Source organism: Lentimicrobium sp. L6 (assembly GCF_013166655.1).
Lineage (GTDB): Bacteria > Bacteroidota > Bacteroidia > Bacteroidales > UBA12170 > UBA12170.
The window spans coordinates 21,008-45,025 of record NZ_JABKCA010000031.1 but is presented as its reverse complement, the minus strand read 5'-3'; the positions used below and the strand labels follow the sequence as shown (position 1 = coordinate 45,025).

General features: G+C 35.9%; 18 protein-coding genes and 1 riboswitch. Of the genes, 13 read left to right on the top strand and 5 right to left on the bottom strand.

All coding sequences use genetic code 11. From position 1 onward, the window contains the following. Window positions 1–37: 37 nt before the first annotated feature. Window positions 38–1,147, bottom strand: a complete 1,110-nt coding sequence (locus HNS38_RS09445; RefSeq protein WP_172280677.1) for a porin — start codon at window positions 1,145–1,147, stop codon at window positions 38–40. 69 nt (window positions 1,148–1,216) lie between these two features. Then, a complete protein-coding gene (locus tag HNS38_RS09440) occupies window positions 1,217–3,079 on the bottom strand; it encodes a rhodanese-like domain-containing protein (protein WP_172280675.1) in 1,863 nt (620 codons plus the stop codon). Between the two features lie 197 nt (window positions 3,080–3,276). Here HNS38_RS09440 and HNS38_RS09435 point away from each other — a divergent pair, with 197 nt between their 5' ends. From HNS38_RS09435 to HNS38_RS09380, 12 genes are all read left to right on the top strand, one after another. Next, on the top strand, window positions 3,277–3,972 hold the full coding sequence (locus HNS38_RS09435) for a Crp/Fnr family transcriptional regulator (RefSeq protein WP_172280673.1): 696 nt from the start codon (window positions 3,277–3,279) through the stop codon (window positions 3,970–3,972). A gap of 17 nt (window positions 3,973–3,989) precedes the next feature. Then, entirely contained in the window at window positions 3,990–4,379 is a 390-nt protein-coding gene (locus tag HNS38_RS09430; RefSeq protein ID WP_172280671.1) for a ubiquinol-cytochrome c reductase iron-sulfur subunit, read from the top strand. Beyond that, window positions 4,380–7,076 carry a hypothetical protein gene (locus HNS38_RS09425; RefSeq protein WP_172346346.1) on the top strand — a complete coding sequence of 899 codons (2,697 nt, stop codon included), beginning with the start codon at window positions 4,380–4,382 and terminating at the stop codon, window positions 7,074–7,076. It begins immediately after the preceding gene. Between the two features lie 279 nt (window positions 7,077–7,355). Continuing rightward, window positions 7,356–8,957 (top strand): tetrathionate reductase family octaheme c-type cytochrome, encoded by a 1,602-nt coding sequence (locus HNS38_RS09420; RefSeq protein WP_172280667.1) that lies wholly within the window; start codon window positions 7,356–7,358, stop codon window positions 8,955–8,957. 30 nt (window positions 8,958–8,987) lie between these two features. Next, entirely contained in the window at window positions 8,988–10,094 is a 1,107-nt protein-coding gene (locus HNS38_RS09415) for a cytochrome b/b6 domain-containing protein (RefSeq protein ID WP_172346345.1), read from the top strand. A 30-nt stretch (window positions 10,095–10,124) separates the two neighbouring features. Further along, window positions 10,125–10,637, top strand: a complete 513-nt coding sequence (locus tag HNS38_RS09410) for a rhodanese-like domain-containing protein (RefSeq protein ID WP_172280663.1) — start codon at window positions 10,125–10,127, stop codon at window positions 10,635–10,637. Between the two features lie 44 nt (window positions 10,638–10,681). Continuing rightward, window positions 10,682–11,548 carry a sulfurtransferase gene (locus tag HNS38_RS09405; RefSeq protein WP_172280661.1) on the top strand — a complete coding sequence of 289 codons (867 nt, stop codon included), beginning with the start codon at window positions 10,682–10,684 and terminating at the stop codon, window positions 11,546–11,548. A gap of 97 nt (window positions 11,549–11,645) precedes the next feature. Beyond that, a complete protein-coding gene (locus HNS38_RS09400; protein WP_172280660.1) occupies window positions 11,646–12,938 on the top strand; it encodes an alginate export family protein in 1,293 nt (430 codons plus the stop codon). A 91-nt stretch (window positions 12,939–13,029) separates the two neighbouring features. Beyond that, a riboswitch (molybdenum cofactor riboswitch) is annotated at window positions 13,030–13,175 on the top strand. Between the two features lie 82 nt (window positions 13,176–13,257). After that, the gene (gene glp / locus HNS38_RS09395) at window positions 13,258–14,445 is read left to right on the top strand and encodes a gephyrin-like molybdotransferase Glp (RefSeq protein ID WP_172346344.1); all 1,188 of its coding nucleotides are present in this window, start codon (window positions 13,258–13,260) and stop codon (window positions 14,443–14,445) included. Then, the gene (locus tag HNS38_RS09390) at window positions 14,429–15,229 is read left to right on the top strand and encodes a GTP 3',8-cyclase MoaA (RefSeq protein ID WP_172280656.1); all 801 of its coding nucleotides are present in this window, start codon (window positions 14,429–14,431) and stop codon (window positions 15,227–15,229) included. The genes glp and HNS38_RS09390 overlap by 17 nt, the downstream gene beginning before the upstream one ends. After that, complete coding sequence (moaC, locus tag HNS38_RS09385; RefSeq protein WP_172280655.1) at window positions 15,229–15,678, top strand: cyclic pyranopterin monophosphate synthase MoaC; 450 nt, start codon at window positions 15,229–15,231, stop codon at window positions 15,676–15,678. The genes HNS38_RS09390 and moaC overlap by 1 nt, the downstream gene beginning before the upstream one ends. Window position 15,679: 1 nt before the next feature. Beyond that, a complete protein-coding gene (locus HNS38_RS09380) occupies window positions 15,680–16,615 on the top strand; it encodes an MOSC domain-containing protein (protein ID WP_172280653.1) in 936 nt (311 codons plus the stop codon). Window positions 16,616–17,036: 421 nt separating this feature from the next. On the opposite strand, the gene HNS38_RS09375 is transcribed toward HNS38_RS09380, so the two are convergent. Together HNS38_RS09375 and HNS38_RS09370 are read right to left on the bottom strand one after the other, a co-directional pair. After that, the gene (locus HNS38_RS09375; protein WP_172280652.1) at window positions 17,037–20,630 is read right to left on the bottom strand and encodes a C25 family cysteine peptidase; all 3,594 of its coding nucleotides are present in this window, start codon (window positions 20,628–20,630) and stop codon (window positions 17,037–17,039) included. 98 nt (window positions 20,631–20,728) lie between these two features. Further along, the gene (locus HNS38_RS09370; protein ID WP_172280650.1) at window positions 20,729–22,186 is read right to left on the bottom strand and encodes a PKD domain-containing protein; all 1,458 of its coding nucleotides are present in this window, start codon (window positions 22,184–22,186) and stop codon (window positions 20,729–20,731) included. Window positions 22,187–22,535: 349 nt separating this feature from the next. Here HNS38_RS09370 and HNS38_RS09365 point away from each other — a divergent pair, with 349 nt between their 5' ends. Further along, on the top strand, window positions 22,536–23,315 hold the full coding sequence (locus HNS38_RS09365; protein WP_172280648.1) for a T9SS type A sorting domain-containing protein: 780 nt from the start codon (window positions 22,536–22,538) through the stop codon (window positions 23,313–23,315). Window positions 23,316–23,325: 10 nt separating this feature from the next. Here HNS38_RS09365 and HNS38_RS09360 read toward each other — a convergent pair whose 3' ends face one another. After that, window positions 23,326–24,000 (bottom strand): inorganic pyrophosphatase, encoded by a 675-nt coding sequence (locus HNS38_RS09360; RefSeq protein ID WP_172280647.1) that lies wholly within the window; start codon window positions 23,998–24,000, stop codon window positions 23,326–23,328. Between the last annotated feature and the right edge of the window lie 18 nt (window positions 24,001–24,018).

The window sequence follows — 24,018 nt, the reverse complement described above, 5'->3', positions numbered from 1 at the left end:
TTAAAAATTTTTGATGGTTATTATTTATAAAATTAATTTAGAATTTCACCTGAACTTGCATAACGAAGAAATCGTTATCTACTTCATGATAATCTGCAGGAATATCTCCACTTTCTTCAGAACGATAAACATAATTTAGTTGAACACGAGTCCATTCGTTAAAGAAGTAATTGATACCAAAGGTAACATCTTGCTGTTTGTCGTAATCTTTTTCGGTATTAGGATCATAACTTTCGTACTTTACAATAGGCTGCAAATTCCAAGGTGTCATATAACCAACTAAAGCCATATAACCATTTCTTTTAGAATCACCTTCAACAAGAGTAGCTTCTTCACCACAGCCACCTCCTACCCAAGAGGATCCTTTATCACTTCCGTCAATATATTCTGCTTGAAACAATACATTGTATTTCTCAAAAGAAAGATCTACACCCCAACGCGATTTTTCGTTTGGAATAGGATCTTCTACCACAACACCTGTTGTATCTGCTATCAATTCTTTTCCGAACTTATAAGAAGCACCAATACTAAGTCCTTCAATAGGCGTAATGATAATTCTTCCTGTAATATCCTTGAATTTGTCAGTATCAAACTTATTTAAACCAGTACCATTTGTGATGGCCACACGATATTGAACTAAATCTTTTATTGGAAGTAATTCTCCAGTAGAACCTAAAAACATAATACCCAAATCACGGAAAGGACTGGCCAATTCATTAACAATTCTAGATCTGTTTACTGTATGTAAACTCTGACAAGGGGTAGTTAATTCCAATCCAAAAGGAGATTTAAACTGTCCCGCAGAAACTATCAAATACGGATCGAATCTCTTATATGAAATAAATGCATCTAAAAGATAAGGACCACCTAATGTTGGGCTTAATTCTGCCATTACATAATAGGAGAAGTCATAAGGAATATTTCCAACAACACCAATTCGGGCTCGATTGAAATAGAAACTATTATTTGATTCTAACCCATGCATAGGCTTAACATCATCTCCCAAAAACTGGTATTCGAATTGAGGTTGGATATAACCTACAACTTTAACACCTTCGTCACTATCAGAACCCATACATCCTTGTGCAAAAGACAAAGAGGGAAACATAAGTATTAACGCTAATATTGCGATATAAAATTTCTTCATTTTCTTATTTTTTATGATTTGAATCTAAAAAGAAGGGAGAAAAATTATTCTCCCTTCGACTTTGAATCTTTATTTAGTTACCAAAGGATAATCTTTGGTTTCTTCGCTTGAGAATTTATGAGTTTCTAAATTATCATAAATCATTCCATTAGTTCCAAACAATAAACTCTTACTATCGTAACCCAAAACCTTAAGATATGCAGTTAACATAGAAGATGTTTGACCTGTCCAGCAATAAGATACTACTGTTGCATTTGGATTTAAGAATTGATATTCATCACCTGCTAATGTAAGAGGCTTTACTCTACGTGCTCCAGTAATATTACCATAATGCTCTACATCTGTAGCATCCCAAAAATTATTAATAAAATAATTGGTTGGTGTGGCCAAAACATCTGTATTAGTTACTTTATTCATTCCAGTTAATAATACTTGAACCTGATTTGCTAATATAGCAGCTCCATCAGTTAATTCCGTATCAATTAAAGGATCACCATAATTTACATTCTCCGTAATAGCACCTGGAGCATCTGTCCAACTTTCACTTTCAGTACCAGCATTACCAGTGTTATTTGCCCAAGAAGCAGAAGTAGCTGCATTCCAAGAACTCATTCCCCATTTCATTAATTTAGCATCAGGATATCCACTTAAACGAAGCGCCATTGCAGCATGTCCGGCAGTCTGTCCAGTATAACAAGCAACAACGATAGTTTTTCCACCTGCATTTTCTGCTGTTGTAAGAACATCTGCCAAAGTAGAATTTACAGCGCCATCAATATGTCCTTCACCAAAATGAACATCACTTCTAATGTCAATTACATAATAATCATTTGTTGCATCAGCATCTGTCATTTTATCATAAACATCAGTAGAAGAAGTAATCCAACCTGCAGCTAAAACTTCAGTTACATCCATTGAGTTATCAATTAAATATTGCTTCAAAACTGGGAAACCATTAGTAACAGGAGTAGAAGTTTCTAATTCATATCCCATAATCTCACCATCGCTATATTTATGACTTTCGAGCTCACTATAAATCATTCCATTGGTACCAAATAATAAACTTCTACTATCATAACCTAAAACTTTTAAATAAGCAGTAACCATAGAAGAAGTTTGTCCAGTCCAGCAATAAGTAACGACTGGTGCATTAGGATCTAAATTTAAATATTCACCATCAGCTAAGCTCAAAGGATTAACCCTATAAGCACCAGCTACATGACCATAATGTTCTACATCTGTCAAAGCCCAGTAATTATTTACAAAATAATCAGATGGAGCAGCTAAAACATCAGTGTTTTTAGCCATATTCATACCACCTGTTAGTAAAGCAGTAACTCTTTCTGCTAAGATACCAGCACCATCTTCAGCGCTTGTAATTAGATTAGGAGTAGAGAATGTTTGGTTTGGTGTGATAGCATCAGGGAAAGACCAGCTTGCGTTTCCTACAGCAATAGATCCTGTATTATCTTGCCAGCTTGCTGCAGTTTGAGCATTCCAGCTACTCATACCCCACTTTAACACTTTAGCATCAGCATATCCGCTTAATCTTAAAGCCATTACAGCATGCCCTGCCGTTTGGCCAGTATAACAAGCCACAATAATTGGTTTACCATTGGCATTAGCAGCTTCATTTAATATCCCAGCTAAAGTTGAATTAACAGCTCCAGGGATATGACCAGCAGCATAATGTTCTGCACTTCTAATATCAATAATATGTAAAGATGCCATATTTGGATATATAGCTTCGGCTGTAGTAATCCATGAACCTAATACATCAGGTAAATCCATAGTATTATCTACCAAATATTGCTTTAATATTTCAAAATTGTTGGTTGCCGGAACCGGAGTCGGTTCGTCCTTTTTACATGCGCTTAAAAATAAAATCGCGATCATTCCTATTAACAAGGAAAACTTCATAAAATTTTTCATAAGTAACTTTCTTTTTGTTTATGTTACAAATCTATCTATTGTTATCCTAGTAACAGAAAAACTGACATGGTAATTCCACATGAAAAAACAAGGCATATCCATTCTAAAAAACTGATTTATATCAAGTTTTTATATGCAGAAAATCACATATGTTCTTTTTTTTATTATTTTTGCTAGTCTAAAATAAACCTATAATTATGACAGAAACCATAGCAGCTCCCAGTTGTATAGTTAACACTTCACACTTTAATTGGTTCGATTCTTTGACCGAAGAGGAGGCCGCTTTATTGTCAGCAAACAAGAGAGATGTTAAATTTAAAAAGGGTGAGGTTATAGCCAAACAAGGCTCCTTTGCCTCTCATGTTGTTTTCTTAAAAGAGGGTCTGGTAAAAGTATATTTAGAGGGAAACCAAAAAGACTTAATTCTTAAGATTGTGCCAGACAATCATTTTGTAAGTCTCTCTTCTATTTTTGATGGAAACGACACCTTTATATATAGTGTATCTACCTATGTGGAATCTACAGCAACACTGATCAGTGTTGATATTTTCAAACAATTGGTTAGAAAAAATGCAAAATTCGCCACTCAAATCATCAACTTATTAAATTCTAATACAGCTCAAATTTATGGTAGATTTTACTGTATTTCTAGAAAACAATCTCATGGAAGAGTAGCAGATATCATTTTATGCTTGGCTGAAAACGTCTTTAAAAAAGGCAAATTCAAATTAAATATAAGCAGGAACGATTTGGCTGACTTAACAGGCCTCTCTTCAGAAAGTGTGATCAGAATATTCAAAGAATTTAAAGAAGAAAAATTAATTGATGTGGATGGCAAAATGATTAGTGTCCTCAATTTTGATAAATTGAAAGAAATCAGCCTTTATGGTTAGAATTTAATAATTTCCATATGGATCGGCGCTTATTTTTTAAAAGACTTAGTTTAGCAATGCTCTTTCCTGCAGCATTGCTATCTTTCTTTTCCATAAAAAGGCAAAAACATATTCAATCGAAAAACCAATTATTTATTGAGGAGGCTAAACTAATAGACAAGCAATTCCTTGAAGGGGTATTTGTAAGAATAGAAAACGAGCAAGTATCATTTTACTCTGCACAATGCAGCCACCTAGGTTGTCATATCAATCAAATAAAAGAGGGAGTATTAATATGTCCTTGTCATGGTTCAGAATATGATGTCAATGGCCATGTTATAAATGGCCCTGCCACCAAAAATCTCAAATCTCTGAAATATGAGTATCTTGCAGATGAAAAGAAATACCTCATCTATAAAAACACATAAATGAATTCGCTGATCAAGAGATTCCTTGGGTTTTCCTTCGGACAATGGTCTATTGCCATGCTGATGATTTGTTTGTTTTCAGGAGTTTTCCTGATCATCCCTTATGATGTGAATCAGCCTTATCAATCCATTATCAGTTTTAGTATACAAAATTCATTTGCATTATTTTTCAGAAACCTACACTATTGGAGTAGTCAACTCTTTTTAATCTTCACTATCCTTCATTTCATTGATCATTTGATTCAAAAATCAGAATCCAAAATAAAACATGGGCTATGGTTTAGACTTGTGATAAGCATATTGATTATTTACTTAGTGATGCTTTCCGGTTTCCTATTGAAAGGTGATGCCGATAGCAAACAAGCTTGGGAAATCCTCCATTTCTTAAGTTCTTCTATTCCATATATAGGAGATAGCATTGCCTATTTCTTATTGGGTGATCAGACTACCAATCTGTTGATTCCCTATATGCATCACGTGGCAACCTTTAGCATCATCATCATATTCATCATTTTCGAACATGCCAAGCAAATCTGGCCAAGAGGATTAGTTTTTGTCATTTCTTTGATGTTTTTAGCTTTACTGTCTTCTTTTTTCAACGCACCACTGCATCAAGGATTAGATGCTACTTTAAAAGGGCCATGGTATTTTGTTGGCTTACAAGAGATATTGCATTGGATGGGGGAACCGGCTTGGTCTTTATTTTTTATTGGCCTAATCATACTCCTGCTTTATATATTGAAATTAATTCCTAGTAAATTTAAAAAATACACCACTGTTTTCTTCATCTCACTATCTATCATCTACTTATCCCTAACCATTATCGGTTTTTATTTTAGAGGAGAAAATTGGAAATGGGAAAACCAAATCAATAAGGATACTGAATATTTTGAGCCCTATAATATATGGAGGGGAATGGAGGAGCCTAATGGACCCGATTCTGACATTCAAAGTAAAGAATCTTGCATGTGGTGTCATGGTGAGGTTAGTGGCTTTGTCATATCACATGATGTGCAAGCCATTGGCTGTGCCTCTTGCCATTTAGGGAACAAACTAAGCACCGATAAAGATATTGCACACCAAGGCATGGTATTATTTCCCGGAAATCTTTCCAATGCTAAGCAAACCTGTGGAACAAGTGAATGTCATCCCAATGAATTAGAGCATATTAACAATTCGCTGATGACGAGTAATAGTGGATTGGTGGCTGTGGATAAATTTGTGTTTCATGAATCTAACAATCTCGATGCTCGATATCATATTGAAGAAATAGGCCATTCTCCTGCAGAAACCCACATTAGAAACCTGTGTGCCAATTGTCATTTGGGAAAAGAAAAAACAGAAACTGGCCCTATCCATGAAAAGTCGAGAGGAGGAGGCTGTTTAGCTTGTCATCTCCAATACTCAGATACACAATTGGCTTCTCATCAAGCACTCTCAAATGGCAAAGCTTTAGACAGTATCCTCAATTATCAACATCCTCAACTCAATATACAAGTAGATAATGGAAAATGTTTTGGTTGCCATAGCCGCTCTGGAAGAATTTCTACCAATTACGAAGGATGGCATGAAACATTAATTTCCCATAAGGATTATGTAAAAACAGATAGCCTTCGTTTACTAAATGATAAAAGGGTATTCGAAATGATAGAAGCTGATGTTCATCATAAAGCGGGCCTACAATGCATCGATTGCCACCTTTATCAAGGAGTAATGGGGGATGGTAAAAAATATGCACATCAGGAGCAAGCGGTAAAAATACAATGTATAGATTGTCACAGTAAGGCCTTTACTTCAACGACCAATTACGAAGATCTAAATAGAGAAGAGAAAAACGTATTCGATTTAAGGGAATATATAAACTCAGAGCTAGGAATAATAAAAACCCTGAACGATAATGTAGCCGTTTTAAACTCAAGAGTACTTAATGAAAATGAAGCCTATTTATTAGGGAAATTCACCGAAAAACAACATCCTCTAAATCCTCCAGCTGAAGTCTGTACCGCCGAGGCTCACAAAAACGTAAGTTGTTCTCTTTGTCATAGCTCTTGGGTTCCTCAATGTTTAGGATGTCATAATGCCTATGATTCAGAGGATGAAATGGCTTATGATTTACTCGACAGAAAGAAAATTCAAGGAGAGTGGAACGAGTTTATTGGGAAGTATTTCCATGAAGCGCCAGTTATTGGAGTGAGAGAGCATGGCAATAAGCTCATATACGAATCTGCTGCACCAGGAATGATTATGACCATTGATACGGCCAGTTTTTATAATAGAAAAGGCGCTCATGCTTTTCATAGATTATATGCTCCAGTAAGCCCACACACCACACAATCCAAAGGCAGAGATTGCAAGTCTTGCCACCTCAATTCTTTAGCTCTAGGATTTGGTAGAGGAGATTTAAGATTAGATTTCCAAAAAAACCAATGGGTATTCAATCCAAGCTTTGCAAATTCTAAATATGATGGCTTACCAGAAGATGCTTGGACAAGTTTTATAGACCAAAAAGAAATGAGAGGAAAATCTACCAGAAGTGATTTTAGATCCTTGAATCAGGAAGAACAAAACAAAGTTCTAAAAATAGGCGCTTGTCTCTCTTGTCATTCTGAAAATTCTACAGTAATAAAAGCTAGTTTAAGACAAAATTTTGAGGAGCTTGTAAAATCTCGTCCAGCAGTTTGTAAGATTCCGCATTAATTCTCCCTCAAATCCTCTCCATTTCCCTTTCTTAAAACCAGTCTAAAAACGCCTCATATTACATTGACTGTTTGTAGATTAGAGGGAAGAAAAACATCTCAAAACCAATACTTTTGCGCATTGTATTTTTAATGGGAACTCCACAACAAATTTAAACTTGATTTATATCAAGTTTTATTTGATTTAATCTTGATTTTAAACCTATGTATCTGGCTATCTATTTTTTGCCAATCAAGTCCACTAGCTCTAATTTTGTTGTGAATATTATAACAAAAAAGTATGAAGCGGATATTTTATGTAATTTTAATTTTGATTGTTCCGCAGATTATTGTGTTTGGTTACATAACCAATATCGATGAGGAGCAAGATAAAGACATCAAATTGGTCAACTACATTAAGAAAGCCGACAGGTTGGATAAAAAAGTAGTAGATCATACCAAATTTAAAGAGCTACGACAAGATTTCGAACGTCCACAAGATGTGACCTTGGCTTGTTTAAGCTGTCACACCGAAAGACATGGAGAAATCATGGCCAACAACCACTGGACTTGGGACCGTAAAGAAAAACTTCACGGCAGAGGCTTAGTTTCAGTGGGTAAAACGAACATTCTTAACAATTTTTGTATTGGAGTAAATGCCAGCGAGAAAACATGTACTCGTTGTCATATTGGATATGGATGGGAAGACAAGAGTTTCGATTTCTCAAAAAAAGAAAATATTGATTGCTTGGTGTGTCACGATCAAAGTGGAATGTATAAAAAAGGAAAGGCTGGAAATCCAATTGCAGGCTTGAACTTAAATGTAATATCTCAGAGTGTTGGCTCTCCAGAAAGAGCAAACTGTGGGATATGCCACTACTGGGGTGGAGGCGGAAACAATGTAAAACATGGTGACCTAGACAAAGCCATGAACGACTGCTCTAGAGAAGTAGATGTTCACATGACCACTGAAGGTGAAGACATGAGTTGCATAGAATGCCACGTAACAGAGAATCACTACATTTCTGGTAAACTTTATGCTCTTTCTTCTGAAAACAAAAACAGGGTCACATGTGACCAATGTCACACTGACAAACCACATCAAGACAAAATTCTAAACGACCATGGTTATCGTGTTGCTTGTCAAACCTGTCATATTCCAGAATATGCCAAAGCCAATTCTACAAAGATGATTTGGGACTGGAGTACAGCTGGACGATTAGACGAAGACGGCCACCCCACACATGAGAATGATGCGGATGGAAATCATAATTACCTAAGTATAAAGGGGAATTTCGTTTATAACGATCATGTAATTCCCGAGTATTTTTGGTTTAATGGTTTAGCAGATCATATGCTAATTACTGACACCATCAGGTCTTTTCCTATCCAAATGAATTCATTAGCTGGTTCTTATACCGATAAAAATGCCAATATTGAATCCACTGGAAGTTCAAAGATTTGGCCTGTTAAAGTGCACAGAGGTAAACAGCCCTACGATAAGGTAAACATGACCTTAGTTCAACCTAAATTATGGTCGCCAGTAAAAGGTGACAGTGCTTATTGGGTAGATTTCGATTGGAACGAATCCATTATAGCGGGCATGGGCTATTTAGGCCTTCCATATAGTGGAGAGTATGATTTCGCTGAAACCGAAATGTATTGGCCTTTAAACCATCAAGTTTCTCCCGCTAGTCATTCTTTACAATGTATCGATTGTCACACTAGTAGTAAAAAAGGACGCTTGGCAAATCTTCGCGACTTCTATTTACCTGGAAGAGACCGATTTGCTCTAATTGATAATATGGGAATCCTTCTATTATTATTAACACTAGCAGGTGTGGTTATTCATGGCGGAATCCGAGTTGTTTTAGGTAGTAATGCTAATCACAAAGAGAAGTAGGTCGGTTCTTCACTTGAAAAAAGAAAAATTATGAAAGTATATATATATAAAATATTTGAGAGGTTCTGGCACTGGACTCAAGCCTTGCTCATTTTATTCCTTGCTATTACAGGCTTTGAAATCCATGGCTATTATGAATTATTTGGATATAGAGAAGCTGTTCTATTTCACGATAATGCAGCATGGGCCTTCTTAGTACTTATTGTTTTTGCCATATTCTGGCACTTCACCACTGGTGAATGGAGACAATATATTCCAACTACAAAAATGCTTAAAGAACAAGCACAATACTATATCACAGGTATTTTTAAAGGAGCCGAACACCCCACAAACAAGTTAGTTTATAATAAATTCAACCCTTTACAGAGAATGATTTATTTAGGCCTGAAAATTTTGGTAATCCCAGTAATGGTATTGTCAGGATTTGCCTATATGTATTTGAATTATCCCAATATGGCTTTTGAGTTGGCATCTCTAGATACAGTTGCTGCCATTCATACCATGGGTGCCTTTTTCCTTATCATCTTTGTTATAGCACACATCTATTTAACTACTACTGGTCATAAGCCAATGAGTAGTATGAAAGCCATGCTTACAGGTTGGGAAGAGATGGATGAGAAAGAAGCCAAAGAACTTATCATTAGCTCTATGGAACACAACCTTCAAAAGACGAAAGAACAACTCATGTCTAAAGAAGACAGTAGTAAATTCTTAGATGATGCACTTGAAGCCACAGAAAAGAAAATGGGGATCAATAAAGAACATCAATTCCGCGATGTGATTGCCAATAGTGGAGCTGGTTATTTTAAAATAAATGCTAGAGGGAACTTTGAAGATGTAAATAAAGCTTGGGTGAAGTTATATAAATACCATAGCCCATCTGATGTTATTGGAAAACACTATAGCCTTTCCCGTTCAAAAGAAGCCTTAAAAGAATTAGAGGATTCTTTTGCAAAAGTAATGAAGGGCGAGACCATAGAACATGGCTTGGTGATGAGAAAATGCCAAGACGGAAGCGTTGGTTATCACACTATTACCATGACACCTTGTACCAAAGATGGAAAAATCAATGGTGTAGAAGGCTTCATACTAGATGTAGATGCTAAAAATGCTGCTGCCATGCAGTGGGACAAATAAAGAAATAGATAATAAGAAAAAATCAAGATAATGAAAAAGTCATATTTATTTCAACTGCTAGGATTATTAAGCATCGTTTTGATGGTTTCCTGCAGTGATAACACTAAAGTATATCAAAATGTGGATGAAATGATAGTAGAGCTCACTCCTTCAGTGGATTTGCTTACTGTTGAAGAACTTCACACTTGGCTAGATACCGGAATGGTTCTGCTCATTGATGTAAGAGAAGCCAATGAATTCAATCCAGGTTTTATCCCAGGATCTGTTAACATCCCTCGTGGTTTAATTGAATTTAAAATTGCAAAAGATCAGTTTTGGGAAGATCAATTTTTATATCCTCCATTAAAAGAAGAAACCATTATACTCATTTGCAAAAAAGGCCATAGAAGTATTATGAGCGTAGACGCAGTGAAAAAATTAGGTTTCAAAAATGTTAAGGTACTAGATGGTGGATTCAAGAAATGGGAATTAACTTACCCTCTTGAACAAGAGAAAAACCTTGACCAAGTTCACGAAGGTGGTGGTGAAGTTGGTGGCTGTTAATCAATAGCTCATTAGTAAATTAAAAATATTAAAAAAACTATATTATGAAAAATACAATCAAAACATTCACGCTAGTTATAGCCTTTTTATTTGCAGCTAGCTTTTCATTTGCTCAAGGTGATATCATCACGGCTAAAGATTTCAGCAAAGCCATAAAAGACAAAAACACGGTTGTAGTTTCTGCACAAACGGGCAAGAACTATGGTGTTTCTCACATTAAAGATGCTATTCATGTAGACCACAAAAGCCTATACAAAGATGGTAAACCTGAAGGCATGCTTAAATCACCTGAGGAGCTTGCTCAAATTTTTGGTGACTTAGGAATTTCAAATACCAATACTATCATTATTTATGATGGTGCAAAAGACAAATATGCTGGACGAGTATATTGGATACTAAAGTATTTAGGTGCTGAAAATGTAAATCTTCTTGAGAAAGACATGAATGCCTGGAGAACAGCTAGAGTACCTTTAACTAAAGCCCCCGCAAAAGCTAAAGCTACAACTTTTACTGCTAATGTAAACACTGATATTATTGTGGATATGGCTTGGGTACAAGCTCACGCTAAAGATGCCAAGGTAACTATTGTTGATGTTAGAGATGGTGAAGAATTTGCTGGCACTTCTACTAAAAATCCTAGTCCTGGTCATATCACTGGCGCTATTAATTTAAATTGGGAAACTTTAGTTACTGACCAAGGTGTATTAAAAGATAAAGCTACTCTAGAATCTCTAATGAAGTCTGCTGGTATCACTGCTGACAAAACTATTGTTTTCTACTGTACTACTTCTGTTAGAGCTGGACTTCCTTACTTAGTTGCCAAAACAATTTTAGGTTTTCCTAATGTAAAAGTATATGATGGTGCTATGAACGAATGGAAAGAGACTGCATCGAACCCTATAACGAAATAAAGATCTGCTTCATTCATTAAATTTTTTTGATGAATATTTAAGAGGAGTCCCAACGGCTCCTCTTTTTTTTATATTTGCGGCAACCAAAACCTAAATCATGAATAGATATTTAAATTTCTTAGTGCTGTTCGTATTGTTAATCAGCACTCCCCTTTTTGCTCAATTCACCATCAATGCAGAACTCAGAACTAGAGCTGAATTGAATCATGGACTCATGACTCTTCCCACAGAGAATTCTGAAGCCGTATTATTTGTCTCCCAACGAAGCCGATTGAATTTAAATTATAAAAACGAAAAATTCGTCTCCTATTTTAGCATACAAGATGTAAGAGTCTGGGGAGAGAACGATATAGCCACTAAAACTGGAATACAAACCAGCACTAAAGGATTTGGAATTTCAGAAGCCTGGTTCGATTGGAGATTTACTAAGAATTGGGGCTTAAAAACAGGTCGACAAATATGGAATTATGACGATGGAAGATTATTATCATGGAGAAATTGGAACCAATATGGATTGGCTTATGATGCTTTTCTTTTACACTTAGATAAAGATGATTTTCAGCTCCACCTGGGTTCTTCAATAAATAACACTTGGCTTAGCTTTGACAAAACAAGCTTCAACCCCAATAGCCCATTTGAAGAACCATTAGGATATCGAATCAAGTATTTCAATTTCTTATGGATGAAATTCCATGCTTCCAAGAAATTCTCTATTAGCCTATCAGAATATATTGCTAACTATTTAGCTCCAAATACTACTTCTACTTTATATACCTTGGCTACTACAGCTGTGCATTTCGATTATCATACAGAAAATACCAAGGTTTTAGCAAATGTGTTTTATCAATATGGTAATAAAAGCTCGAATCAAAATAAAAGCTCCTATATGTTAACCATCTCGGGAAAACACAAAATCAATGCAATTGAACTTGGAGCGGGTTTCGAATACATTAGCGGAGATGGAGAAAACAATGCCGCTTTTGATAATATGTATGGAGCACGCTCTAAGTATAATGGTAAGATGAATTATTATGTCATTCCTGGAAACACTAAGAATGGAGGACTCATTGACCTTAACGCCAATATTAAATGGTCTATTAATAAACAACATTTCTTATATGCAGCTTTCCATAAATTTTGGCTCGAAACAGCTTCTTATACATATATGGTTGGAGGAGATTATTCATACCTAAATAAGGATCTAGGTGCTGAACTTGATCTTAGTTACACCTATAAATATGATAAGACCTTTAATATTCAAGCCTTTTTCGGCTATTATTTTGCAACCGAAACTACAGAGTATGTAAAGGGCGTACCAAGAGGTATGAGCACTTCGCCCTATTGGGCTAGTATTATGCTCACTTTCAAACCCAATTTATTAACGAAATAAATTATTCTTTTCAATTAATTGCATGTGCTATGGTTAACAAAAAGCGATATGTTAATAAATTGCCATTCCATTGATTTTATTTTTACTTTTGTGTCTCATTAAACTCCGAGTTGATTTTCTAAGTATCCATTGGATATATGAGATGAAAACCAATGGGTTGCCTGGGAAACCATCAGCCTCCCGATACCTGACGATTTTATCAGGTTGACTTTGGAAAGGAGTAAAACAATGTCATTTTCTGATATTGTCCTTTCCGTATATTTTATAGTTTGATGATGAATATTTTTAGCAACATAATGCTCTTAATAAAATACTTTGTATGTTAAAAAAGATGACTCCATTAGGTAAAGCTTTGGAAATTGTTCTGCAAGACGCGCAGTCAGTGGAAACCGAAGAAGTGAATATTCACGAATCGCTAAATAGATATTTGGCAATTGATATCAAAACAGATACCGATGTCCCTTCTTTTTCTAAATCTGCCATGGATGGTTTTGCCATGAAACAGGAAGATTTGTTTAAAGAGCTGGAGATGATTGAGCATATTCCTGCTGGTATTGCTCCTCAGAAAGTCGTTCAAAGCGGTCAATGTAGTCGCATTATGACTGGAGCTATGGTTCCAAAAGGTGCAGACACTGTAATCATGATTGAACAAACTGAAACCTTAGAAAATGGAAAGATAAAATTCCTTAAAGAAAAGAGCAAAAGCAATATCTTATACCAAGGTGAAGATAAAAAGAAAGGTGATGTAGTTCTTCAAAAAGGTATCATCATTAATCCAGCACATATTGGCATTATGGCCAATGTGGGAGCGGTAAAAGTTCCTGTTCACAAAACTGTTAAGGTTGGAATATTAGCCACTGGAACAGAATTAGTGGACCCATCAGAATCCATCACTCCTCCTCAAATAAGAAATAGCAACTCCTATCAAATACAAGCACTTTGCCACAGATTAGGAGCAGAAACAAATAATATAGGCGTAGTTGAGGATAGTCCTGAAGCCATATTGGAGAAGATAAAATCATTAATTCCAGATCATGATATCATCGTTTTTACTGGTGGGGCCTCCTTTGGTGACTTCGATTATTCTGAAGAGGTTCTACGAGAGCTTAAAGCAGAAATACTACTCGAAAAACTAGCTATCCAGCCCGGCAAACCTATGCTTTATGGTAAGCTTGGCAATAAGTTCTTATTTGGACTATCTGGTAATCCGGTATCCTCCTCCATTCAATTTGAATTATTGACCAAGCCCTTAATCAATAAATTAATGGGGAAAAGTCAAGCCACAAGAATCTTCCAACTTCCTATCTCTAATGATATGGATAGGAAAGTATGTGAAAGAGATTTGTTCTTACCTGTTGTTGTAGATGAAAACATGGAAGTGCATCCTTTGGAATATCATGGTTCGGCTCATATTAATGCTTACGAGAATGCGGAGGCTTTAGCATGCTTCCCTATTGGAAAAAAACAACTAAAAAAAGGAGATAAAGTCGATGTTAGATTCCTATAAACGACCTATCACCTACCTAAGGATTTCGGTGACCGACCGTTGTAATCTTCGATGTACTTATTGTATGCCGGAGGAGGGTATCGATTGGATTCCACATCAAAAAATACTCAGTCTAGAAGAGATTGCTGAAGTGGCCAGAGTTGGAGCCAGTTTAGGCATTAAAAAGATTAGACTTACAGGTGGTGAACCCTTAGTAAGAAAAGGTATTGTGAGTCTGGTGAAAGAAATAGCAGCTATTGATGGTATTGAAGATATCGCTATGACCACCAATGGAATCTTACTTCCAGAATTTGCACAAGAATTAAAAAAAGCCGGACTTCATAGGGTTAATATTAGTTTGGATAGTTTAGATGCTGAGAAATTTAAAAAGCTATCTAGAGTGGGTCAACTAGAAGAAGTATTAGCAGGAATTCAAGCTGCAAAAGAAGCAGGTTTGGAGCCTGTGAAAATAAACTGTGTAGTTACTCCAACTACCACCACCGTTGACAAAGAAGATTTGAAATCTTTCTGTAACAAAGAAGGATTACAATTACGTTTCATTCAAGAAATGTCTCTTGAGAAAGGAGAATTCTCCGTTGTAGAAGGTGGTGAAGGAGGAAAATGCAGTATCTGCAATAGACTAAGATTAACAGCTAAAGGCGATATTATGCCTTGCTTATTTAGTTCTAGTGGATATAATGTTAAAGAATTAGGTATAGAAAATGCTTATAACATGGCTGTTGGTTTAAAACCAAAAAGTGGCCACAGTAATAAAGTAGGTTCATTTTATAATATTGGAGGATAATGGAAGCTTTAAGTCATATCAACGATGAAGGAAAAGCCAGCATGGTAGATGTTGGGAATAAACCTATACAAAAACGTAGAGCCAAAGCTAGAGGGTTTATAAAACTAGAGGAGGCCACAGTAGAACTCATAAGCCAAAATGAAATGAAAAAGGGCGATGTGATAACAGTAGCCGAATTGGCCGGTATACAAGCGGCGAAACAAACTCCTTATCTCATCCCACTTTGTCACAATCTATTGCTCTCAAAAATAGAAGTAAAATGCCATTTACGAGAACATGGAGTAGAAGTATTTACCATGGTACAATGCCAAGGACAAACTGGCGTAGAAATGGAAGCTTTAACAGCTGCTTCGGTGGCATTACTTACCATCTATGACATGTGTAAAGCCGTAGACAAAAACATGGTATTAGACGCTGTACAATTAATCGAAAAAACCAAAGAAAACTAAGATGCAAAAATTCAAAGTCATATCTGTAAATGTTTCTGAGAAAAAAGGAACCGTAAAAAAAGCCGTTGATCAAATACAGCTTTGCGATGTTGGAGTTAAAAACGACGCCCATTCTGGAAAATGGAATCGTATGGTGAGCTTATTAGGAACCGAAAGCTTCGATAAATTTTCCAAGGAAGCTGGAAGAACAATAGAATACGGTGAATTTGCTGAAAACATCACTACAGAAGGACTAGTACTTTACGAAACCTTACCATTGGATCGCTTTGTAGGCGAGAATGTAGAGTTGGAAGTCACTCAAATTGGTAAAAAATGCCATGGTAGTAATTGCCAGATTTTTCAAGAAGTAGGTAATTGCGTGATGCCTAAGGAAGGTATTTTTGTAAGAGTTCTGAAATATGGCGATTTAAAAGCCGGAGATACTTTTAAATATAAACAAAAAGTAATCAGAGTTGGTGTGATTACTCTAAGCGATCGTGCTTCTCAAGGACTTTATAAAGATGTAAGTGGCGTAGAAATCCAAAAACTAATGACTTCTTTCTTTGAAGAGAAAAAACGTCCTATAGAATTCGATTATCAACTGATACCTGATAATGCTGAAATACTTACCGCTACCCTTCAAAAAATGGTTGAAGATAAATGCGACATCATTGTCACCACTGGCGGTACTGGAATTGGACCAAAGGATCTAACTCCAGATGTCGTGCTACCTATGCTTGATAAAGAGATTCCTGGTATCATGGATTTAATTCGCATGAAATATGGCGAGATTCATCCTTCTGCCTTAACCAGTCGCTCTGTTGCAGGTGTTATCGACCAAAGCTTAGTTTATTGTTTACCTGGTAGCCCAAGAGCTGTAAAAGAGTATTTAGAAGAAATTCAAAAAACACTAATGCATTCTATCTATATGATTCACACTTTGGACTTACATGGATAAGAAAGCGAAAATCTCTGATTAGAAAAAGGCAAAATAGAGGCTTTTGAAGTTTTAAAAGCCAAGGAATTTACTTTCGTAAATGACTGTTTTAAAACGAAAGTAACGAAGAGTTTGACATTTTCTAACGGAGAAATAAGATATTTCTATTGATATTATTTTGAGCGACAGGTTTTCTGTCGCTTTTTTGTTTTAGGTAAATATTTCCAGCTCATTATTTAATCTTCCAGCTCAAGCGGAAATGTTTTCCGCTTTCTTAATTTAAGCTTTCTACAATATGATAGATAAAAGAAGTTGGCAACGGATTACAAATCCATTGCAGCTATTTGGGAATGAAACTAAACACCCAAGATAAGCTCCTCAAAAAAAGCACAAAAAAAACCTCGACCAAAAGCCGAGGTTTTAAAAATATCATAAACAGTTATTATTTTCTAACAACCACTTTTTCTACTTTACTTTCTGTTTCAGTTTCTACTTTTACAAAGTAAACCCCTTCCGCTTGACTTGATAAATCAATCATTTCTTTACCAATCAATTGGTTTGAATAAACGGTATGTCCAACAGCGCTGATAATTTCAACTTTCGCTGATTGGTTCAATTTAATAGTAAACTGACCATTATTAGGATTTGGATATACTTCCATATTGAAAGCTTGTACATCACCTAAACCAGTACAGTTATGTGTGGTGATATAGGCTTCTTTTGTCATAGTATTTTCATTAGTACCATCACCAATAGTTAAGCTTACATTATATACTCCAGCAGTAGCATAAACTACAGTTGGGTTTTCATCAGTTGATGTTGCAGGCTCTCCACCTTCGAAAGTCCAGCTATAAGTAGTTACAGCTCCAACAGAATTAGAAGAGAACTCTACCATCTCACCATCACAAACATCTTGCTGGTCAGCAGCAAAATCGGCGAATAAAGGAGAAGAAGAGCTAGCACCAGGAAGAACGATATAGTCAACCCAGGCACAGTCACTACCACTTGATGCAGAACCATCTTTAGAATAAGACCATTTTAAGGTATGTTCTCCAGCAGGACAAGTATACTCATGCATTCCCCATGCTTCTGTACCAGACCAAGAATCCATCTCAGTATTATCAATGAAGAACTTTAAGAAGTCATAATTTCCTTCAGAGCTTACCTTACTATAGAAACTTACCAAACTTTCACTCGCAGCAGAAACTTCAATTTCTAAACTTGAACTTTGGTTATGGGAAATAGTTCCTGATTTTGCAGAATATGTTCCTTCGTAAACATCAGAACCTTCAATAATAGTCCAATCCGCATTTCCAGAGAAAGTCCATTCATACTGAGTGAAATCACCAGTTTCCCAATCTTCAATTACCAAACCTAGAGGAAGCATGATAGAATTACTAGTTGAATAATTTCCTGCACTTAAATCAGTTGAGAAATTAGCTAATTCTCCAAGAGGAGCGTCATCAGCAACAGTAATTTCGAATTCAGCCATGGCAGTTCCAGCAGCATCTAAAGCACCTAAAGTAGCAGCACTTGTATTGATAGTGATATAAGGACTAGAAGTAGCAATGGTCATATTGGCTTCAGGAGAACCTGCATGGCCATTGTTATTAGCATTGAATTTAAGGATAGCAGTTTCACCAGCATCTAAACGACCGTTTCCGTCACCAGCTGCATCGTCAATCTCAGCAAATACAATATTTAAAGCAGGAGCATTAATTTTGAAACTTACATTATCTTCCCACATATCTTTAGCAGTACCATTGATTTCGAAAGTTAAGGTTTCCATATATTGGTCAGGAGCATTATCAGCGATAGCAAAGCTGAATGCATCTTCCATAGTGATCATCTCATCAGCATCAACATCACCTAGAGTAATGGTAGCAGCTGATAATAAAGTACAATAATCATCATTTTCAGAAGTAATGGTAACTGTAACTGCAGTTGCAGGATCAGCACCTAAGTTTTTAAATGCAACATCCATAGAAATTTCAGAATCATACATGACTAAACCATCATCAGTATTTACTTCAAAACCTTCGATAACCATATAAGGTCCTTCAGGAGAAATAATCTGAACAGTTTCATAAATAGTTTGGGTATTCATAGCAGTAACTACTAGTTTGGCATCACCAGGAAGTAATTCATGCTCAATAGTTACCTCACCATTTTCATCAGCAATAGCACTATAATAAAGACCATCAGCAGCTTGAGAGATAGCAACCATTGCACCTGGCATTGGAGTTCCATCACTAGTTACTGTTGTTGAAAAAGCAATACCACTAATAATAGTTTCGCTACTTAAACTCAACTCAGCAGGAGCCATAGTTCTAGGCTGTAATGCACAGTCACCAAAAGTAGTCCATGTTTGAACAGTTTCAAGATCCTCTCCTTGAGATGCCTCAGCATACATCAAGTTCAATCCATTAACAACAATACTTCCCAAGAAAGTTCTTCCTTCTTCGGTACTTGTACCATTACCAGGATTTGTAGCATAATCATATCCACCAGTTAAAATATCGTTGAAATAATCTTGTCCTCTCATTGGAGGGTTCCATGGCTGGTTAATGGTAGCCATTAATGCCATTACAGCACCACCATTTTCTTTTTTCAACCAAGCTTCAGCAAAACACTCACCAGAATGGAAAGCACCATTAACACAAGCTACTGAGAAAAGAATAGGTAACCTGTTTTCATTAGTTAAGGAAGCAATATGAGAATTACTAAAACCAGAAGTTACCCAAGAATTTTCAGAACCATGACCACAATAGTTAGCAATACTAATACCATCGTTTACAGCATTAGCTACCATACCAGAATTGGCTCCTGGATCGTAAGCTGTGGTATGTGTAGTATATGAAAAAGGCTCTAATTTATTATCATAGATAACATTTGTATGAGCCCAGTCTTTTTCACCATCATCACCACCACTACCATCATTACTTCCTAATGATAAAGCATGAGTATACCATTCACCACCTACTTCAGGATTTTTCTCATAGTTAATAGCTTTATCAACTTGAATAGTAATATGAGCAGGAGAAGAACCAGAGAAACGACCTATTGCAATTTCAGGATACCAATCAGTTCCTTCCACACAACCCATCATAGGATCCATAGGTGCATTGGCACCACCACCTAAATCACTTTTGATATCAGCCCAATCACCTGAAAGTTGAACATACATGATATCAGGATTATTATCGTAAGACTCTTGAATCAATGACTTTACATTTGTTCCAGTAGCAACAACTTCTTTATAAACATTGAATCCTTTTTCCATTTTCCAATCGATAAATGGCTGTAAAGCATCCTCATCTCTTTCAGTAGTAATGACCAAGATATCACCAAAGTTTCCGATAGGAAGTGCTTCACGAGTATAGTCTGCATAGTTTACAAACATACTATTATACATGGCATCCATTTCTTGAAGAACCATAACTGAAGTACGAGTTTTAGGATTGATAGCACGGCTATTGTTATCATTAACATTTACTGTGATTTCAGTATAAACTCTTAGTGTATTATTTGCGGCATTATATTGAAAAGGATATACCTTAACATTAGTACCACGAACATCTCTCAAAATGAAAGGTTCATCTGCACTTGCAATTGATTTTGGATACCAAGAATCATTTACAGAAGCTGGATCTATCTCATAAGGAATAGTGTTAGGATCTTGATTTCTGTAGATGGTTCCTCTTGAAGGTACCAAAGGATAATCTAATGTGATATCTACATATTCACTATTAGCGACATCAATACTTACGTTCTTTTGATTCGAGATTTGAACAGAACTATTTAAAAATGGTAGTTCAGCCCATCCTTTTTCTCGAGTAACTACACTATGGTCAAAAATAATTTTAGAATAGTTTTGACCATTAATTACTGTGTTTTCAATACTGTACTCGCCTAGTGTAAACGACAATTGTCTTTCACTATCAGAGCTCTGTGAATAATTCACAGAAAAGCTACCGTCTGCAAATGAGGCAAAGCCCATCATTACAGCCATAGCAATTAGTAAAAATTTCTTCATGATTGAATTTTATTTGAGTTTGTAAAAATATTTCAAAAGATAGCGCAAGTATACTAATAATTTAAGTATGAAGCTGTTAATTATTAAATTTATCAGCTTTACTTTAAACTATATTTAAATACTTGAATTCCTTTGGCTGTATGGACACGAAAAATCAAACAGGGGTTGTATGAAGGGATGGGAAATTGAATGATTTCCTCATTTTTAGGTTCCTTAGCCAATTGATAAATCATTGCTCCTTTCAAATCAAAAACACTAAAACCGCTCACTATCACATTTTTGCAAAAAGGGAAAGACACCCTGACTTGTTGATCATCATTAGTAATGAACATCTGAAAATCTTCTTGTTCAAAATCTTCAACTGATTCACATAAATCAACAAAAGCTTCTTGCCCCAAAGTATCAGAACATAGGGTTACTGGATCTTGATAGGTGAAATAGACAAAATGATTTCCTATTCCAGCTGCTTCAGGATGAAAATAACCGGTATCAACAAAAAGTCCAAAATATTGGCCCTCCTCAGGTTGTCCTTCGATTAGAGGATAAGCCACATGATTGTGACAAAACTCAGGTAATAAAGCAAATGAAAGTTCTGGTAATTCCTGAACGTGAATATAATCCTCAAGGAGCAAAGTATCGGAACTTACCGAATTACTCACCACCAATTTTACTTGATAAACACCCGATTCTTCATATTTAACCGCAGGATTAATATCATTCGACTCCTCAGGATTTCCATCTTCAAAATACCAATGGGTATTCACAACATCACCCGTACTGTAGTTCTCGAATGTGATGATATCTTTACGACAAATCATAGTATCTTCTACCTGAAAAAAAGCATGAACAGGTAAAGGAGCAAATGCGGTAACATTTTCAGAATGGCATTGCAAAATTTGCTTGGTGGTGTCATTTTGAATAAAACTTACCAATTCCATATTTTCAGGATTCCACTCCCCCTCTAATAAAAATTGTGCTTCTATTTCAAGGTAATTTGATTCTGAAAAATCCAAAGATATACCTTGAGCATTGGGCGACATGATTCTTTCCACATGATTCAAAATATAACTGCCTTGCCACTCATAGTTTATTTCGGATTCGGTAAGTGCCAAAATCAAACTAATGGTGTCACTTTCAATAGCTGCTACTTTAAATATACCTAATTCTAAAACCAGAGTATCCTCAAAAAACTCACCTGTTGCGGTTATTGTAAATGAAGATGGTGTATTATTTGATTGATGGAAGGCACTAACGTAATCTTCGTATGCTCCGGCTGCTATGGCTTGACCACCTATTATAGGATATGGAATATTCTGAATCTGATAAAAACCAGCTCTCTGATTGGCATATATATTAGAGAAGGGGTCGTTTAAGTGATAGTTGATGACACTAATCTGATAGCCATCAGCTTTCATTTGCTCAATAATCTGAGCCTCATTTGCACAAGCAGAACTCCATGTGGCCGTACCTATCTCTACTAGTACATTCTCCATAGTCACCTGACTATAAGACAAAATCACCATAAACATTAATAGGGAAACAAAAAATCTTCTCATGAGAAATCAGCTATTTGCGCAAAAATAAGAATTTTGAGGATGGGGATGAAATTGGATTTACAAATAGGAGAATTATTAATTTGCCACCCATGCAGGAATGGCAAGGTAAACCAAGACAGATATGGATGACCACAAATGGCAATTGCATAAAAAAAAGGAAGCCTTGACACTACGGTCAAGGTTTAAACGCAAATTGTCGCGGACAGAAAAAAAAATTTACCCCCTATACTCCAACAAGATGCGAAAGTTCATAAAAGAAACAGAAGGCCTACCCTTTAAAATCTTTTAACAAATGCAAGCAAGGAATTTGCCTATTTTTGCAAGACACAATACTATATCATTCTGAATCATGAAAAAATCAATCTATATTATCCTATTTAGTTTAATACTCAGCCTAGGCCTACAAGCGCAAACGCCTTTAACCGAAGCTGTAGATTTTAAAACCAAAGATATTCATGCCGGAATCCAACAACTCTTTACTATATTGGATGAAGATCAACAATATGTACTTATTGATTTCTTTAGTGTGACTTGTGGACCTTGTCAAACTATGGCTCCTATGATAGATTCAGTGTATCATTATTTCGGCCAAAACGAACATGGGTTATATGTCATGGCCATCGACCAGTTCTTCCCTACTGATATGGTGATGGGCTTTGAGGAGGATTATGCCACTCATTACCCTTTGGTTTCAGGATTAGATGGTGGTGGTGGTGATGCATATGAGGCTTATCAAATTCCATATTATCCAAGTTTAATACTGATAGCTCCAGATCATAGTATTATAGAACAAGCTATTCCGGAGCCCTCCTCAGCCAAAGAACTCATTGAGTTATTAGAATCACATGGTTTAATTTCTAGTTCCACAAATGAGCTTACAAACCAAACGGCCTTTAATGTATTTCCAAACCCAAGTACCGATAATATTCAAATACAATCTCAATCCAATCAAATCATTGAAAACATTAGGATATACGCTATCACTGGAAAAGAGGTACTCACTATAAATGGAAAATCATCCACATCAGATATAACTATCCATGTGAATGACTTTCAAAATGGGGTTTATCTTATTTCTGTAGAATACAAATCTGGAGAAAGATATTCCAGAACATTCATCAAGAAATAATATTCAAATTTTAATATCCTGATAAAATAGTCTGAAGAGTTTCAAATTTATTTTGATAATCTTTTAGCGACCTTTTAATCACTTCTTGAGCTTCTTCGGCACCATATGTATGAGTTATCTCTACATTCAGTTCATTTTGCCCTGGCATATCTTTATAAGTTAGGAAATAGTGCTTTAGTCTTTCAATAATTAAAGCAGGTGCATCATGAATATCTTTCATATTTCCATAAACCACATCACCATCCAAAACTGCTATAATCTTGTCATCAGCTTCGTCACCATCTATCATTCTAAAACCACCTATAGGTCGTGCTCTAACGAGAATATCACCGTGAGTGATTTCTTTCTCTGTTAAAACACAAACATCAATTGGGTCACCATCCCCAACAATTCCTTTTCTATCCGTCATTTTCTTACAATACTCCGCCACATTCTCGGCAGAATAGGTTTGAGGAATAAAACCATAAAGAGCAGGTACTGTATTAGAATATTTTGCAGGTCGATCTAGCTTCAAATATCCTGATTCCTTATCTACCTCATACTTTACCGTATCGGTAGGAACCATTTCGATATAACAAGTCATTACTTCTGGAGCACCTGTACCAACATCCACACCATGCCATGGGTGGGATTTATATCTTAAGCCCATTAGTTTCCCAATAGGATCCATTAATGAATTAGCCATTTATTGTATATTTTTTTA

Bases quoted from the DNA above. Each gene is read 5' to 3' on its own strand.
- HNS38_RS09410 (WP_172280663.1), top strand. From the start codon at position 10,125: ATGAAAAAGTCATATTTATTTCAACTGCTAGGATTATTAAGCATCGTT.
- HNS38_RS09360 (WP_172280647.1), bottom strand. From the start codon at position 24,000: ATGGCTAATTCATTAATGGATCCTATTGGGAAACTAATGGGCTTAAGA.
- HNS38_RS09380 (WP_172280653.1), top strand. From the start codon at position 15,680: ATGCAAAAATTCAAAGTCATATCTGTAAATGTTTCTGAGAAAAAAGGA.
- HNS38_RS09390 (WP_172280656.1), top strand. From the start codon at position 14,429: ATGTTAGATTCCTATAAACGACCTATCACCTACCTAAGGATTTCGGTG.
- HNS38_RS09375 (WP_172280652.1), bottom strand. From the start codon at position 20,630: ATGAAGAAATTTTTACTAATTGCTATGGCTGTAATGATGGGCTTTGCC.
- HNS38_RS09415 (WP_172346345.1), top strand. From the start codon at position 8,988: ATGAAAGTATATATATATAAAATATTTGAGAGGTTCTGGCACTGGACT.
- glp (WP_172346344.1), top strand. From the start codon at position 13,258: ATGTTAAAAAAGATGACTCCATTAGGTAAAGCTTTGGAAATTGTTCTG.
- HNS38_RS09365 (WP_172280648.1), top strand. From the start codon at position 22,536: ATGAAAAAATCAATCTATATTATCCTATTTAGTTTAATACTCAGCCTA.
- HNS38_RS09445 (WP_172280677.1), bottom strand. From the start codon at position 1,147: ATGAAGAAATTTTATATCGCAATATTAGCGTTAATACTTATGTTTCCC.
- HNS38_RS09430 (WP_172280671.1), top strand. From the start codon at position 3,990: ATGGATCGGCGCTTATTTTTTAAAAGACTTAGTTTAGCAATGCTCTTT.
- HNS38_RS09400 (WP_172280660.1), top strand. From the start codon at position 11,646: ATGAATAGATATTTAAATTTCTTAGTGCTGTTCGTATTGTTAATCAGC.
- HNS38_RS09405 (WP_172280661.1), top strand. From the start codon at position 10,682: ATGAAAAATACAATCAAAACATTCACGCTAGTTATAGCCTTTTTATTT.
- HNS38_RS09420 (WP_172280667.1), top strand. From the start codon at position 7,356: ATGAAGCGGATATTTTATGTAATTTTAATTTTGATTGTTCCGCAGATT.
- moaC (WP_172280655.1), top strand. From the start codon at position 15,229: ATGGAAGCTTTAAGTCATATCAACGATGAAGGAAAAGCCAGCATGGTA.
- HNS38_RS09425 (WP_172346346.1), top strand. From the start codon at position 4,380: ATGAATTCGCTGATCAAGAGATTCCTTGGGTTTTCCTTCGGACAATGG.
- HNS38_RS09435 (WP_172280673.1), top strand. From the start codon at position 3,277: ATGACAGAAACCATAGCAGCTCCCAGTTGTATAGTTAACACTTCACAC.
- HNS38_RS09370 (WP_172280650.1), bottom strand. From the start codon at position 22,186: ATGAGAAGATTTTTTGTTTCCCTATTAATGTTTATGGTGATTTTGTCT.
- HNS38_RS09440 (WP_172280675.1), bottom strand. From the start codon at position 3,079: ATGAAAAATTTTATGAAGTTTTCCTTGTTAATAGGAATGATCGCGATT.